The sequence below is a fragment of the Rhizobium sp. BK316 genome (genome assembly GCF_014193695.1).
Taxonomy (GTDB): Bacteria; Pseudomonadota; Alphaproteobacteria; order Rhizobiales; family Rhizobiaceae; genus Rhizobium.
The window spans coordinates 196,536-210,824 of sequence record NZ_JACHZR010000002.1 but is presented as its reverse complement, the minus strand read 5'-3'; the positions used below and the strand labels follow the sequence as shown (position 1 = coordinate 210,824).

Here is a 14,289-nt window from a genome sequence, read left to right as displayed (position 1 = left end):
CCCTTCACTGCCTTGCCGAAAAGGTCGCACCAGCGCTTGCGGCCACGACCAAGGCCGTTCCGGCCATCTGCAGAAGCGTCATGGGCTGCATCAGGATGATGAAACCTGCGAGTGCGGCAATGGCCGGCTCGAGGCTCATAAGAATGCCGAAGGAGGTTGTCGGTAAGCGCCGCAAGGCGATCAATTCCAGCGTGTAGGGCAGCAGCGGCACGAGAATGGCAAGGCCCGCCATTTCGATCAGACCGGAAGCATCAAGCTTCGGCACAGCGCCGGCAAAACCGAAGGGTGTCGCAACCAAAGCGGCAACCATGAGCGACACGGCAAGCCCTTCCAGTCCCTTGAAGCTCGCACCGATCTTCTTCGTCAGAACGATATAGATCGCCCAGCCGGTTCCCGCGCCGAACGCGAAGAGAACACCCAAGGGATCGCCAACCCAACCTTCACCATCATGAGCGAGAGCCAGAACGCCGAGCGCGGCAACCAGCGGCCAGACGAGACGCCGGCCGAACCCGTAGCCGATGGTTGCCACAGCAAGCGGGCCAAGAAAATCGATCGCCACGGCAAGACCGAGCGGAATGCGCTCGATCGCCGAGAAGAAGCTCATGGTCATCAGCGCGGTCGTCGTGCCGAGGACCAGGGCGCTTGTCCATTGGTCGCGGCTGTAGCTTGACATGCGCGGGCGCACGACGATCGCCAGGATGATCGCTGCAAAGACAAGGCGCAGCCAACTGGCGCCGGCCGGCCCATAGGTGGAGATGGCAGAGGAGGAAAGGGCTGCACCGAACTGGATTGACGACATGGACATGAGGCACATCAGCCCGCCAGCCGCTACCCCGCCCAATGCCGATGATGTCTGCGCGGTCAGCGTGCCCGCTCCGGCATTCGTTCTGTCTTCCATTGATGTCTCCAATCGCGCGCTCTTCATACGAAGGCAGCTTGCGGGCGACAAATTCAAACTTCTGATCGGGGTAGCAAAAGGCTTGATGCGATATCAGAGACGACCAGCGAGGATCACCTCTTCCGCATCCTCAAAGCTCATCTCGAAAACTTTCCTGCCGATCTCGAAGCTGAAGCCGTTACGGGCGAAGGCGGAGAGCTCCTTCGCCTTTCGTTTTTCGTCAAGCTCAACGCGGCGAAAGGGGCCGAAGGCGCGTTTGCGGGCGAATATCGCCGCGGCATAGAGATCGTCAGCCTCTTCAAGCGCAGCCTCAACCCTGTCACTGGAGACGCCCTTGACCGCAAGCTTCTGGGCGATGGCGCGTTTCGACTTGCCGCTGCGCACGGCGGAACGCGTGCTGATTTCGGCATAGGCGGTATCGTCGATCGCCTTGTTGTCATAGGCGAATTTGACGGCGAAATCGGCGACGGCCTTGACCTGGGCTGCGCTGATATCCTCGAACTTCTCCTTCGCCTTGCGGGTGATGGCGTCAAAGAGCTGCTTTTCCGTCATCATGCGCCGCTCGAGCCGGTAGATGGTCGAATTGCGTGCCCAACTCAGCATGCGGGACGTCGGGATATCGGATGAAATGGTCTCCTCGGTCATCGGCAGTGATCAGGCTTCCAGGCCCTTGAGCACATTGGCGACGTTACGGCCGATTTCCGGCACCCCATAACCGCCTTCCATGCAGGTGACGACGGGCAGGCCGACAGCGGAAATCATCTCGCCCATGCGGATGAAATCCTCCGATTTCAGCGTGAAGAAGGAAATCGGATCGCGCTCGAACGTATCGACGCCGAGCGCCATGACGATCGCCTCCGCACCGAAGGCCTTGATGCGGGAGAGCGCATCGGCAAGTGCTGCCGACCAGACATCAAAACTCGTGCCGCGCGCCATTGGGTAATTGCGGTTGGCACCCTCGCCCTCCCCTTCGCCCTGTTCATCGGCATGGCCGAGGAAATAGGGAAAGGCGTGGATGGGATCGCCATGCAGCGAGGCGGTAAAGACGTCGCCTCGGCGATAGAAGAGATCCTGTGTGCCGTTGCCATGGTGGAAATCGACATCGAGCACGGCAATCTTCCCGGCGCCGTGATCGAGCAGGCGCTGGGCCGCGACGCCGGAATTGTTGATGAAGCAATAGCCGCCGAAGAGATCGATGCCCGCGTGATGGCCGGGCGGGCGGCAGAGCGCGAAGGCGAAGCGGTTGCCGGCATTGAGCCAGTCGGCGCCCGTCATCGCGCAGCGCATGGAGGCAATGGCAGCCTCGTAGGACCCTTTGGTGATGGAGGTATCGGCAGCATTGGCATAATGGCCAATCGCGCCGACGATATTTTCGGGCACGCGCTGGCTGGTGCGGCGAACAGGGAAGGAATTGGCGATCGCTTCGCCCTTATATCCTGCCGCCACCCAACGATCCCAGACCGTCGCCAGAAATTCCAGATAGGCCGGGTCATGCACCTTGCGTGCGGTTTCGAGGCCATGGCTCTCCGGCGCGACGACATCCGAAAAGCCTGCTTCCTTGACCGCAGCAAGGATCCATTCCGCCCGGAACGGCGCCTCGAAGGGCGTCACGAGCTGACCATCATGCAGCTCCGTCTTCGCATCACGCAGTTTGTGGTCTTCGGAATAGATGACGCGCACGAGTGTCCTCCGCAAATCAGTCTGTCGATCTCAAGCCTTACACAGGCCCGTCCGAAGAAAAAAGCGCTGAACACGCCTTGATCGTCACGACGGACGACGCCACGTTCAACCCGATTTCAGAATGCACCGCTTTTCCTCAAGAGATTATGCCCCATGAAAATCCTGATGGTCGATGTCGATGGCGTGCTGGTCCACGGGCGACCGACGGACGGTCTGCCGCTCTTTACCTACCTCGAACGCGACCTCGGCTTGGCGCCGTCCTTGCTTCAGCAGGAATTCTTCAAACCCTATTGGGTCGGGATCGTCACGGGACAGGAGCCGATCGAACCCCGCCTGACGGAGGTTCTCGACCGCATCGCCCCGCATCTCACCGCCGAGAAACTGCTCGACTACTGGTTCGAAAATGACTCTCGCCTGGACCGGCACCTGCTTGCCGACCTCGCACGCCTGAAAGACGAAGGTACGCTTCTTTATCTTGCGACCAATCAGGAGCACAGGCGCGCGGCCTATCTGCGCGACGTGCTCGAACTGGGGGCGCTTTTCGACGGCATCTTCTATTCCGCAGCGCTCGGTAGTCGAAAGCCTGAAAGCGATTTTTTCCGCCTTGCGACCGATGGCGTCGGTGTCGCGCCTGAAGACATCGGCTTTATCGACGATGTCGAGGAGAATATTGCGACAGCCACGCAATTCGGATGGAAGGCTTTGCACTGGACACCGGCGTCGGCGCTTGCAGATGCTATCGCCGCCTTTACGCAGACTGCTCAGGCGACCCGCTTGTAGAACAACGTCGTGGCGCAAAGCCCGCCTTCCGGCCATAGCGCGTAATCGGGGATAACGCCGACGCGCTCCCAGCCGAGACGCGGATAGATCACTTCGGCATCGCTGCCGGTTGCCGTGTCGAGGACGAGGATCGTCTTGCCGCGGCGGGCCGCTTCCTGTTCGGCCATTTCCATCAGCAGGCGCGCCAGGCCATAGCCGCGGGCGGAGCGATGGACGAGCAGCTTCTTCAGATCGCCGCGGTGCGGCTGGTTCGGCATCTGGGCAGCGCCGACCTGCACGGTGCCGACAATTTTGCCGTCGACTTCGGCGACAAACAGCAGGGTGGCGTCATCAGCCACGGCCTCGGCGACGCCACGCCAATAGGGTTCGGCATCAGCCGATGTATAGGGCTGCATGAAGCCGACAGAGGCGCCGCCATTGACGCAGTCGGCCAGCACCTCGCAAAGATCGGGAATGGCGGCGTGGGCTTCGGCGGCGGAGAGAAGGCGGATCCTCGGCATAAATATTCCCCTGATAAACAAGCGTGAATTAGTGGCTGCCGTGATCCAGCACGACGCAATAGCGTGCCGGCGCATGACCCGGATTGTGAAAGACATGGCCGTCGCCAACCGGCATGAAGAGACAGTCGCCGGGCTTGAGGCGATGGACGGTCTCGCCGACGGTCATTTCCAACTCACCGTCAAAGAGCCAGACATGCTGGGTCATGCCGCGACTTGCGGCATGCGGCGGAAAGCTGACGCGCGCGCCGGCCGGAAACTCGACATCGACGATATCGACATCGGAAGCCGTACCCCGCGGCGAGACGGCGCGGCGCATATAGCCGGTTTCTGGATCCCGCCAGACCTGCTGGTCCTCACGACGAAGGAGCGGCGACACGTCCTGCCCTTCATCGGCAAAAAACTCTGAAAGCGACAGTCCGAGTGCGGCGCAGACCCTCGCCAACAGCGAGGCCGTTGGGCTCGCTTCCGCGCGCTCGATGCGGGAGATCATCGCGCGGCTCACGCCGGAGGCTGTGGCCAGATCATCCAGCGTGAGGCTCTTTTCCAGCCGCAGCGCGCGGATGCGGATGCCGATCGCCTGTTCGAGTTCCTGTTCCATGTCTTAACCCAAGTTTCTACTATAAGAGAAATACAAGATCTGATGATGGAATCAAGCCCTCGCGAACAGCCTTGCTTTCACCACAGCGCCGTCGATATATGACAACGGCATTGAAGAGCGGAGACCAGCATGGACGGCATTGCGCAGGGCACTGAGACGACGGCAAACTTCACGGCTGCCGCCTGGGACCGCATCAAGCCCATCATGGCCGAGATCGAGCGGTTGCCGCTGCTGGAACGGCTTTCGGACGGAACGCTGCCGCCGGAGGTTTTCCGCCATTATATCCTGCAGGACGCGATCTATCTGAAGCACTATGCCCGCTGCCTCGCCATCGTCGCGGCCAAGGCGCCCGACAATGCGCAGGTGCTGCGCTTCCTCGGCTCGGCACAGAAGGCGATCACCGTCGAGCAGGGCCTGCATGCCGGTTTCCTGAGCCAGTTCGGCATTTCGAGCGCGGATGTGACGGCTGCGGAGCCTTCTCCCTCCTGCTTCGCCTATACGAATTTCCTGCTGGCGACGGCCTATCACAGCTCTTATGCTGTGGCGCTTTCGGCCATCCTGCCGTGCTTCTGGATCTATTGGCATGTCGGCGAAGGCATCAAGGGCAGGCCGGCGATCGAGGGCAATGTGTTCCAGGCCTGGATCAATACCTATGGCGATCCGCAATTTGCAGCCGGCGCCCGCGAAGTGATCGCACTGACGGATATGGCCGCCCGCACCGCCTCTCCCGCAGAGCGCCAACAGATGATGGACGCCTTCGCGCGCGCCTCGCAATATGAATGGATGTTCTGGGATTCGGCCTGGCGGCTGGAGAGGTGGCCGGTCTGAGGCGCGCTTCCCAGACTTCAAAATAGCGTAAACGGCGGGATAATTACCGCTTTGCGGGCGATCTGCGCGCTGCTATATGGCGCGCATGAGCACCAATTCGACGACTCCGCTATCCCATATCCGCAACTTCTCGATCGTGGCCCACATCGACCACGGCAAATCGACACTTGCCGACCGCCTCATCCAGACGACCGGCGGCCTTGCCGAGCGTGAGATGTCCGAGCAGGTGCTCGACAATATGGATATCGAGCGCGAGCGCGGCATCACCATCAAGGCACAGACCGTGCGCCTGCATTACAAGGCGAATAACGGCGAAACCTATGTGCTGAACCTCATCGACACGCCCGGCCACGTTGACTTCGCCTATGAAGTTTCGCGCTCGCTGTCGGCCTGCGAGGGCTCGCTGCTCGTCGTCGACGCGTCACAGGGCGTGGAAGCCCAGACGCTCGCCAATGTCTATCAGGCGATCGACAACAATCACGAGCTCGTCACTGTCCTCAACAAGATCGATCTGCCCGCGGCCGAACCCGACCGCATCAAGGATCAGATCGAGGAAGTGATCGGCATCGATGCATCCGAGGCCGTGCTGATCTCGGCCAAGACCGGTCTCGGCATTCCCGACGTCTTGGAAGCCATCGTTCACAAGCTGCCGGCGCCGAAGAGCCCCGGCGGCGAAAAGGCGCCGCTGAAGGCGCTGCTCGTCGACAGCTGGTACGACACCTATCTCGGCGTCATGGTTCTGGTGCGCATCATCGACGGCGTGCTGTCCAAGGGACAGACGATCCGCATGATGGGCACGGATGCCAAGTATCAGGTCGAGCGCGTCGGCGTGCTGACGCCGAAGATGGTCAATGTCGACAGCCTCGGCCCGGGCGAGATCGGCTTCATCACCGCTTCGATCAAGGAAGTGGCCGATACACGCGTCGGCGACACCATCACCGAAGACAAGCGCCCGACGGCCCAGGCGCTGCCGGGCTTTAAGCCGGCGCAGCCGGTGGTCTTCTGCGGTCTGTTTCCGGTCGATGCCGCTGATTTCGAAGACCTGCGTGCCGCGATGGGCAAGCTTCGTCTCAACGACGCATCCTTCTCCTTCGAAATGGAATCGTCGGCGGCACTCGGCTTCGGCTTCCGCTGCGGCTTCCTCGGGCTCTTGCATCTCGAAATCATCCAGGAGCGCCTGGAGCGCGAGTTCGACCTCGACCTGATCGCGACCGCCCCCTCCGTCGTCTATCAGCTGACGATGACCGACGGCAGCGAGCGCGAGCTGCACAATCCGGCCGATATGCCCGACGTCGTCAAGATCGCCGAAATCCGCGAGCCGTGGATCAAGGCAACGATCATGACGCCTGACGACTATCTCGGCGGCATCCTGAAGCTCTGCCAGGACCGCCGCGGCATCCAGACCGAGCTGACCTATGTCGGCACCCGCGCGATGGTGACCTATGAACTGCCGCTCAACGAAGTCGTCTTCGACTTCTACGACCGGCTGAAATCGATCTCCAAGGGTTATGCGTCCTTCGACTATCATCTCGAAGGCTATCGCGAAGGCAACCTCGTCAAGATGTCGATCCTCGTCAACGGCGAGCCGGTCGACGCGCTTTCGATGCTCGTGCACCGCGCTGCGGCTGAAAAGCGCGGCCGCGACATGTGCGAGCGGCTGAAGGAGCTGATCCCGAAGCACATGTTCAAGATCCCGATCCAGGCGGCGATCGGCAGCAACGTGATTGCCCGCGAAACCATCTCGGCGCTGCGCAAAGATGTGACCGCAAAGTGCTACGGCGGCGACGCCACCCGCAAGCGCAAACTTCTGGAAAAGCAGAAGGAAGGCAAGAAGCGCATGCGTCAGTTCGGCAAGGTGGAAATCCCGCAGGAAGCGTTTATCGCGGCGCTCAAGATGGGCGACGAGTAAGCGCCTCAGCCTTTTGACGGTCGCGCATAATCGGGCACGCGAAACCTGCGGCGATAGCTGCCGGGTGTCAGACCTGTCATACGCTTGAAGAGCCTGCGGAAAAACGCCGGCTCTTCATAGCCGACCTGCCAGCTGATCTCATCAACCGGCGTATCCGTGCGCTCCAGCCGGCGCTTCGCATCCTCCACTCTCAAACGCTGAACATAGGCGATCGGACTGACACCGGTCGCCTGGGTGAAGCGGCGCTTGAAAGTGCGCTCTGTCAGGCCGGCATGACGGGACATTTCCTCGATTGGATTGGCGACCGAGAAATGGCTGGAAAGCCAGTCCTGCGCTGTCCGGATCGCTGTATCGCCATGACCCCTGCGGCCCTCGAAGACGATATAAGGCGCCAGCCCATCCTGATGCCATTGCAAGGCGAAGAAACGGGCAATCGCCTGCGCGGCCGAAGCACCCACATGGCGGGCGATCAGGTACAGGACGAGATCATGCCAGGTCATGGAGGCACCGGAGCTGATCAGCTCTTCACGCCTGCCGCAGACCACGAGCACCCGCTCGGGATGGACAGGAACCTGCGGGAAACTTGCCCGGAAGGCCTCGGCATAGCCGAAATGCACTGTCGCATCCATGCCGTCGAATAGCCCGGTCTCGGCCAGCAGAAAGAGGCCCGAACAGGCCGAGCAGATCAGCGCGCCGCGGGCATGCATGGCGCGCACCCATTTTACAAGCTCCGGATAACGCCCCTTCTCCCATCCGCCCGATGGCAGCAAAACGGAGGGGACGATGATGATATCCGTATGGTCGAGAGATGAGATGCTGCGCTGGACGGTAATCGGGAGGCGGCTTGCAAGTTCCAGCGGCTCGGCGGATGTGCCGACAATTTCCACCTTAAAGGGCGCTTGGCCGGCAAGGACATCGCTGGCTGCCGGCAGAACCGCAAAGGCGTTCATCACATCGAAAATGCCGCTCAGGGTCGATACGACCGCCTCGGGAATGGCCACGAGGCTGACATGAAGCGGCCTGGAAGCGACATGATCGGCACCGGATTGCATCTCATCCCCCGGAAGAAACAGGTCCGCTATTCGTCTCTTTTGCCTACACCGGCGCAACGATTGGCGCAAATGGCCCGCTTCTGGCTCATGCCGCTCTGCCGTAAGACCCCCGCTGCTGTCATTCCATTTCCATTCTGAATGTTTCGACAGGAGAAGGAAATGGACCAGATAAGAAACAACACTATAGATGCGACCAAACTCGATCTCATCGTCTCGCGGGCAATCGGCGACCTCTCGGCCGGCTACGGCGGCGTGATGGTGAGCATCGGCCACCGGCTCGGCCTCTATAAGGCGATGGCGAAGGCCGGGCGGATCAGTTCGCACCAACTTGCGGCCATCACCGGCTGCGCGGAGCGGTATATCCGCGAATGGTTGGGTTCGCAGGTGGCAGGGGGCTATGTGATCTATGATGCGGCAAGCCACAGCTATGAACTGCCGGCAGAGCATGCGCTAGTGCTGGCCCAGGACGACAGCCCGGTCTTCATGGCCGCTGCATGGGCAATTCCGGCTTCGATGTGGGCTGATGAGGACAAGGCGTTGGATGCCTTCCGCACAGGCGCCGGCATTCCCTGGGGCGATCATGACGGCAGGCTCTATTGCGGCGTGGCATCGCTCTACCGCAATGCCTACAAGGCGAGCCTTGTCGCCGAATGGCTGCCGGCTCTCGATGGCGTCATCGAGAAACTGAAGGCTGGCGCTCTGGTCGCCGATGTCGGCTGCGGCCACGGTCATTCAACGGCATTGATGGCCGAAGCCTTTCCGTCATCCCGCTTCCGTGGTTTCGATTCGCATCAGGAATCGCTCGACGAGGCCCGGGAGGTTGTTGCTGCGGCGGGCGGAACAGAGAGGGTCACATTCGAGACGGCGCGGGCGGACGCCTATTCCGGTTCGGATTACGATCTCATCTGCTTTTTCGATTGCCTGCACGACATGGGCAATCCGCTCGCCGTCGCGAAACACGCGGCCAGAACCATCGCTCGCAACGGAACGGTGATGCTGGTCGAGCCCTATGCGAAGGATGGCGTGGACGACAGTATCTCGCCGGTCGCGCGCATGTATTATGCCGCCTCGACGACGATCTGCTGCGCTCATGCGATCTCTGACGGCGGCCATATCGTGCTTGGCGCACAGGCCGGCGAGAAAAGGCTGGCCGAAATCTTCCGGAAGGCCGGTTTCACGCGGTTTCGCCGGGCGATGGCGACGCCGTTCAACCTCGTGCTGGAAGCGCGACTCTGATCCTTGCGGTCGGAGACGAATGCCGCAGGGCTGCCATCGTCAGTTCTGCGGCATCTTTGTACAGGGTGAAATTCTCAGAGGCCGGCTACCCAGCGATGCCATTCTTCCTCGCTGCCGCGGAAGACATTGAGGTCGATGCGGCCTTCGACGCCGTGCGAGAGGCCGGAGCCGGAATATTGCCAGAAGAGCCATTTGCGGCCCGGATAGACCTTCGACGGATGCTCGGCCACCGCGCGCAGCCAGAAGTGATAGTTCTGGAAGGCGCCTTCGAGATTGTCCTCATAGAAATCCGGAGCCGTGTAGATGATCGGGCGCTTGCCGTAGTGCCGCTCGATCTTCTCCATGAAGACCTGCATTTTTTCCAGCACGCGGGCGCGCGAAAGCTTCACCTTGCAGCTCGATTCACCGTTCCATTCGACATCGATGACCGGCGGCAGCGCATCCGGATCGCGCGGGACGTTGCGGATGAACCAGTCGGCCTGCTCGCCGGCGGTGCGGCACCAGTAAAAGAAATGATAGGCGCCGCGCTTGATGCCGGCTTCCTTGGCGCGCCGCCAGTTGGTCTTGAACATCGGGTCCAGATGGTCGCCGCCATCGGTCGCCTTGATGAAGGCGAAGTTCGCGCCGCGGGTTCTGAGCGTTTGCCAATCTATGTCACCCTGCCAACGGGAAACGTCGACGCCGTGGACGGCCAGCTTGCGCGGCGAGGTCCTGCCAAAATTGATCGGCTTGGCATCGCGGAAACCATAGCCGTAGACGCGTGAGCGGCCACGGGTCGGCGGCTCGATAGCGGGTGCCGCCGCCATGGCGAATTCGACGGGGCGATCGCTTGGAACCGGCATACCCGGTTGCGATGTGGCTGAAGGCGTCACTGCCGAGAAGGCCCTGGACTCCGGCACGGGGGCTCCCCAGGCAAGGCTTGTCTGCGGAGTGGCATCGTCCGCATCGATCGCGGCGACTGTGGCCTGCGGCACAGGTGCCGGCGGCGGGGTGACGGAAGCCGTGATTTCCTTGGAAGGCTTCGATGTGACGCCGGCGGCAAGATTCTCCGGACCGGAAGCCGACGAGCAGCCCGCCAGAGCAAGGCAGGCAAGAAGGATCGCTGGGATAGCCGTGGAACGCATGAGCACCGTTACGCAAAACAAGAACCAGGGTGCCTCAGCCATTTCGGGAAAACACCAATCCGGAATAGCTAACGGAAAATTATCAAAAAAGACTGAATCCGAACTTTCTGTCCGCTGATTCGGCGCCAGGCGCATTGCAGCGCCGTTTGCGAGTCTCTAGATCCCCTGGGATGAAGGAGATTCCGATGACCGAGAAAGCCCGCGTGACGATCCTCTACTGCACTCAGTGCAACTGGCTGCTGCGTGCCGCCTGGATGGCGCAGGAACTGCTGCAGACTTTTACCGACAGCCTTGGCGAGGTGGCGCTCATTCCCGGCACCGGCGGCAATTTCGAAATCCGCGTCAATGGCGATCTAATCTGGGAGCGCAAGCGCGACGGCGGTTTTCCGGGGCCGAAGGAACTCAAGCAGCGCGTGCGCGACATCATCGAGCCCGATCGCGATCTCGGGCATACCGATCGCGCTTCGCTGGAAAGCTGACACTTAGTTATAAGGCGAGTTGCAGGTCTTGTAGATGCCTTCATAGGTCAGGAAACGATCCGTTCGCGGATTGTAGGAGCGGTATTCGTTTCGGCACCATTGCTGATGGCGGGTCTGATTGTCAGCCGACGGCTGCACACGCGGCGCCGGCGGCGGATCGTAGGTCAGCCGTGGCGGTAACTGGCCGGGCGGCTGGTAATATTTCGGGCCGGCGGCATTCGGCGGGCGATAGTTCGGCTGGACATAGGCCGGGCGATGCCATTGCTGCGGACCAAAGCCGAAGCAGCCGCGATAATCGCAGATCGTCGACTGCGTATTGACAGGCCCCAGCGATGGCGAGGCGGCATTGGCCCCGGCCAACGGCACTGCCACAAGCAAACCGGCAAGAAGAGCGGGGCGAAGGTCGAACATGGTGCGTTCCTTTCCAATGTCCCTTATATAGGGTGGAGAAACGGGCCACGCCATCCACTGACCCGTGGCACGCGACCACAGCTTCGTGAAGCTTTTTCACAGACTGTCAGGAAAACTTCAAAAACCCTGTTGACAGCAAAGAGCGACCCCCGTACATGGCTCTCCGTCGCCCAGATGGCGGAATTGGTAGACGCGCAGGTTTCAGGTACCTGTGCCGCGAGGCGTGGAGGTTCGAGTCCTCTTCTGGGCACCAAATTCCCGTTTCAGACCGTCCCAGATGGTCCAAAAGCAAAGCAAAGAGCCCGGTTTTCCGGGCTTTTTTGTTGTCTAACGTCCAGTGACGTCCCGTTGCATCCGAAAGTTTTGTTGGTAGCATCGTTGGTGCTTGGCAGAAAATGCCAACAGCGGCTTGACCCGATGCCAACAGATTTCCGGCTGGATACCAACATGGCGCTCACCGACACCGCCCTAAAGGCCCTGAAACCAACAGAAAAACCAACAAAGCATAGCGACGGCGGCGGGCTGCATGTTCTGCTTTCGCCGAAAGGCTCGAAGCTGTGGCGTTTGTCCTATCGCTTCGACGGCAAACAACAGACGATGGCGCTGGGCTCATATCCGGCCGTGACGCTTGCCGATGCCCGCCGGCTCAGGGAAAACGCTAAGGCGCTGCTGGCCAAGGGCATCAACCCTTCGCATCATGCGAAACTGGAGCGCATCACCAAACAAGCCAGCAATGCCGTCACCTTCAAGGCAGTGGCGGAAGAATACCTTTTGAAGATTGCGAAAGAGGGGAAGGCCGACACGACCCGGAACAAGAAGGAATGGCTGCTTGGTCTCGCCATGCCCGACATTGGTTCGCGGCCGGTTTCCGAAATCACCGCCGCCGAAATCCTTGTTCCGTTGCGAAGGATCGAAGCCAAGGGCAACTATGAAACCGCCCGGCGCGTGCGCTCCACCATCGGGCAGATTTTCCGCTACGCCATTGCCACGGCGCGCACCGACAACGACCCGACGTTTGGTTTGAAGGGCGCATTGACGGCGCCGGTTGTCTCGCATCGTGCCGCGGTCACCGACAAGAAGGCGTTCGGCGGATTGCTTCGCGCAATCTGGGCCTATGAGGGCATGCCGGAAACGCGCATGGCGCTGCAATTGATGGCCCTTCTCTATCCCCGGCCCGGCGAGCTTCGCCAAGCCGAATGGAGCGAAATCGATTTTGACAAGGCGATCTGGACGCTGCCGGCGTCTCGCATGAAGATGCGCCGCGAGCACCGCAAGCCGCTGTCGGGCCAAGCCTTGGCAATCCTCGAAGAGTTGCGCATGCTGACCGGTGACGGGAAGCTATTGTTCCCCGCCGTCACGTCGCGCACCCGCACAATGAGCGAAAACACGATGAACAGCGCGCTTCGCCGGATGGGTTTCACTCAACACGAAGCGACGTCCCACGGCTTCCGGGCCAGCGCATCCACATTGCTGAACGAAAGCGGCAAATGGGCGCCGGATGCGATCGAGGCGGAATTGGCCCATGTCGGCGCCGACGAGGTACGCAAGGCCTATCACCGGGCGCTCTATTGGGAAGAGCGGGTAAAGATGGCCGATTGGTGGGCCGGCGAAATAGAAAGACTGCGCGAAATTCTGGGATAACAGCCGCTTTAGGGTTGCATGACTCCACTGCCGAGGACTTTGGGCACATAATGCCACCGATCAGCAATCGGATTCGGCGGAATGGAAGATCAATTGCCAGCCTGGGAACGCGATCCTATCGGATTTGTGATTGACCGGCTTTTTCCTGACCAGCGCATTTTCGCAAATCAGGAATATTGGAACACCTATCCCGAACATAAGCAGCGTTACGAAGTTGCAAAAGACGCTGCGGATCGCTTCATCGATACTCTCGGCAAGAGTCTTTCCATCGAACGCTTCAATGAAATTCTGGAAGAGCAGATTCAGAAATTCCTCGAAGAGCAAATTGAGATGGCGAATAGGCTAGATGCCTCGCGCTTCTTCAATAAGCGCATCGCGGAAGCGAACTGGGATTACTGGTCGAAAATATCCTATTGGACGCCGGAGGAAGCGGCGGCCATATCATTCGGCAAAGAACCCAATCTCGTCAATTTGCAGAGTTTGCGGCCCTACGCAACGAATTCGATCTTTGTGGGTTCTTTCTGCGCGCAAATGGAACTTATCAGGCGAGCGACCGAGGCCGGCCAGTTATTGGAGAAAAACACGCCGGAGTTTTTCATCGCGTGGGCGCTAAGAACGGGGTTTCAGATGCATCCTAAGGCGATCGAGGCTGTGCAAGCCCGTGGGCGACAGATTGCCGATTGGAAAACCGAATTCGACACTCTGGCGACCTTTCTAGAGAGCCTTGTCGTGGAGCACGATCGAACGGAGACCGAGTTGCGCATGCAAGTAGACCAGGCCCAAGGCGAGCTATCCAGTATTCGCGATGCGGCGCTCGCCCTACTGGAAGAGAATACCGAGCTTCATGCCAAGCTGGCAGAACTGTCATCCGAGCCCGGGAACCAAAAGCCGACTCCACCGCGCGAGCGCGAAAGCATGCTCAAAATGATTCTGGCGATGGCGATGAAGAAGTATCAATTCGACCCCACGAAACTAAAGAACAGCGCGACTACCAACATCGCAGGCGCCGTCACAGAAATCGGTTTGCGGATCGATGAAGATACTGTTCGGAAATTTCTGAATGAAGCCAAGGTCTTGCTGCAAGACAATTCCGAATAGCGATTCGTGAAAACCGATTTCGGTTTGTTGTTCCCGAATTCGGCCAAGCCCACTA

15 protein-coding genes and 1 tRNA gene are annotated in these 14,289 nt (G+C 60.3%); 8 read left to right on the top strand and 8 right to left on the bottom strand.

The window, feature by feature from the left end:
• Positions 1–4: 4 nt before the first annotated feature.
• From FHT87_RS09540 to FHT87_RS09530, 3 genes are all read right to left on the bottom strand, one after another.
• Positions 5–898, bottom strand: coding sequence for an EamA family transporter (locus FHT87_RS09540; protein ID WP_183727704.1), 894 nt, complete (start codon positions 896–898; stop codon positions 5–7).
• 93 nt (positions 899–991) lie between these two features.
• A complete protein-coding gene (recX, locus tag FHT87_RS09535) occupies positions 992–1,543 on the bottom strand; it encodes a recombination regulator RecX (RefSeq protein WP_183727702.1) in 552 nt (183 codons plus the stop codon).
• Between the two features lie 9 nt (positions 1,544–1,552).
• Entirely contained in the window at positions 1,553–2,578 is a 1,026-nt protein-coding gene (locus tag FHT87_RS09530; RefSeq protein ID WP_183727700.1) for a histone deacetylase family protein, read from the bottom strand.
• A gap of 153 nt (positions 2,579–2,731) precedes the next feature.
• Here FHT87_RS09530 and FHT87_RS09525 point away from each other — a divergent pair, with 153 nt between their 5' ends.
• Complete coding sequence (locus FHT87_RS09525; RefSeq protein ID WP_183727698.1) at positions 2,732–3,358, top strand: HAD-IA family hydrolase; 627 nt, start codon at positions 2,732–2,734, stop codon at positions 3,356–3,358.
• Here FHT87_RS09525 and FHT87_RS09520 read toward each other — a convergent pair.
• Together FHT87_RS09520 and FHT87_RS09515 are read right to left on the bottom strand one after the other, a co-directional pair.
• A complete protein-coding gene (locus tag FHT87_RS09520) occupies positions 3,340–3,858 on the bottom strand; it encodes a GNAT family N-acetyltransferase (RefSeq protein WP_183727696.1) in 519 nt (172 codons plus the stop codon). The genes FHT87_RS09525 and FHT87_RS09520 overlap by 19 nt on opposite strands.
• A gap of 28 nt (positions 3,859–3,886) precedes the next feature.
• Positions 3,887–4,456 carry an XRE family transcriptional regulator gene (locus tag FHT87_RS09515; protein WP_183727694.1) on the bottom strand — a complete coding sequence of 190 codons (570 nt, stop codon included), beginning with the start codon at positions 4,454–4,456 and terminating at the stop codon, positions 3,887–3,889.
• 129 nt (positions 4,457–4,585) lie between these two features.
• On the opposite strand from FHT87_RS09515, the gene tenA reads away from it, so the two are divergent.
• Positions 4,586–5,284, top strand: coding sequence for a thiaminase II (tenA, locus tag FHT87_RS09510; protein ID WP_183727693.1), 699 nt, complete (start codon positions 4,586–4,588; stop codon positions 5,282–5,284).
• A 76-nt stretch (positions 5,285–5,360) separates the two neighbouring features.
• A complete protein-coding gene (gene lepA, locus FHT87_RS09505) occupies positions 5,361–7,193 on the top strand; it encodes a translation elongation factor 4 (protein WP_183727691.1) in 1,833 nt (610 codons plus the stop codon).
• 5 nt (positions 7,194–7,198) lie between these two features.
• Here the strand turns inward: lepA and FHT87_RS09500 are convergent, their stop codons facing one another.
• A complete protein-coding gene (locus FHT87_RS09500) occupies positions 7,199–8,245 on the bottom strand; it encodes a helix-turn-helix domain-containing protein (protein WP_183727690.1) in 1,047 nt (348 codons plus the stop codon).
• Between the two features lie 159 nt (positions 8,246–8,404).
• Here FHT87_RS09500 and FHT87_RS09495 point away from each other — a divergent pair, with 159 nt between their 5' ends.
• Positions 8,405–9,481, top strand: coding sequence for a class I SAM-dependent methyltransferase (locus FHT87_RS09495; RefSeq protein WP_183727688.1), 1,077 nt, complete (start codon positions 8,405–8,407; stop codon positions 9,479–9,481).
• 74 nt (positions 9,482–9,555) lie between these two features.
• Here FHT87_RS09495 and FHT87_RS09490 read toward each other — a convergent pair whose 3' ends face one another.
• Entirely contained in the window at positions 9,556–10,605 is a 1,050-nt protein-coding gene (locus FHT87_RS09490) for a GH25 family lysozyme (RefSeq protein WP_183729173.1), read from the bottom strand.
• A gap of 185 nt (positions 10,606–10,790) precedes the next feature.
• Between FHT87_RS09490 and FHT87_RS09485 the strand changes: the two genes are divergently transcribed.
• Positions 10,791–11,084, top strand: a complete 294-nt coding sequence (locus FHT87_RS09485) for a SelT/SelW/SelH family protein (protein WP_007813273.1) — start codon at positions 10,791–10,793, stop codon at positions 11,082–11,084.
• A 3-nt stretch (positions 11,085–11,087) separates the two neighbouring features.
• Here the strand turns inward: FHT87_RS09485 and FHT87_RS09480 are convergent, their stop codons facing one another.
• The gene (locus tag FHT87_RS09480; RefSeq protein WP_183727686.1) at positions 11,088–11,495 is read right to left on the bottom strand and encodes a BA14K family protein; all 408 of its coding nucleotides are present in this window, start codon (positions 11,493–11,495) and stop codon (positions 11,088–11,090) included.
• Between the two features lie 168 nt (positions 11,496–11,663).
• Here FHT87_RS09480 and FHT87_RS09475 point away from each other — a divergent pair.
• The 3 genes from FHT87_RS09475 (at position 11,664) to FHT87_RS09465 (ending at position 14,234) form a co-directional block, all read left to right on the top strand.
• Positions 11,664–11,748, top strand: a tRNA-Leu gene (locus FHT87_RS09475).
• A gap of 194 nt (positions 11,749–11,942) precedes the next feature.
• Positions 11,943–13,136: an integrase arm-type DNA-binding domain-containing protein gene (locus tag FHT87_RS09470; protein ID WP_183801387.1), complete on the top strand. Its 1,194-nt coding sequence runs from the start codon at positions 11,943–11,945 to the stop codon at positions 13,134–13,136.
• 81 nt (positions 13,137–13,217) lie between these two features.
• Complete coding sequence (locus FHT87_RS09465) at positions 13,218–14,234, top strand: hypothetical protein (RefSeq protein ID WP_183801384.1); 1,017 nt, start codon at positions 13,218–13,220, stop codon at positions 14,232–14,234.
• Positions 14,235–14,289 lie beyond the last annotated feature (55 nt).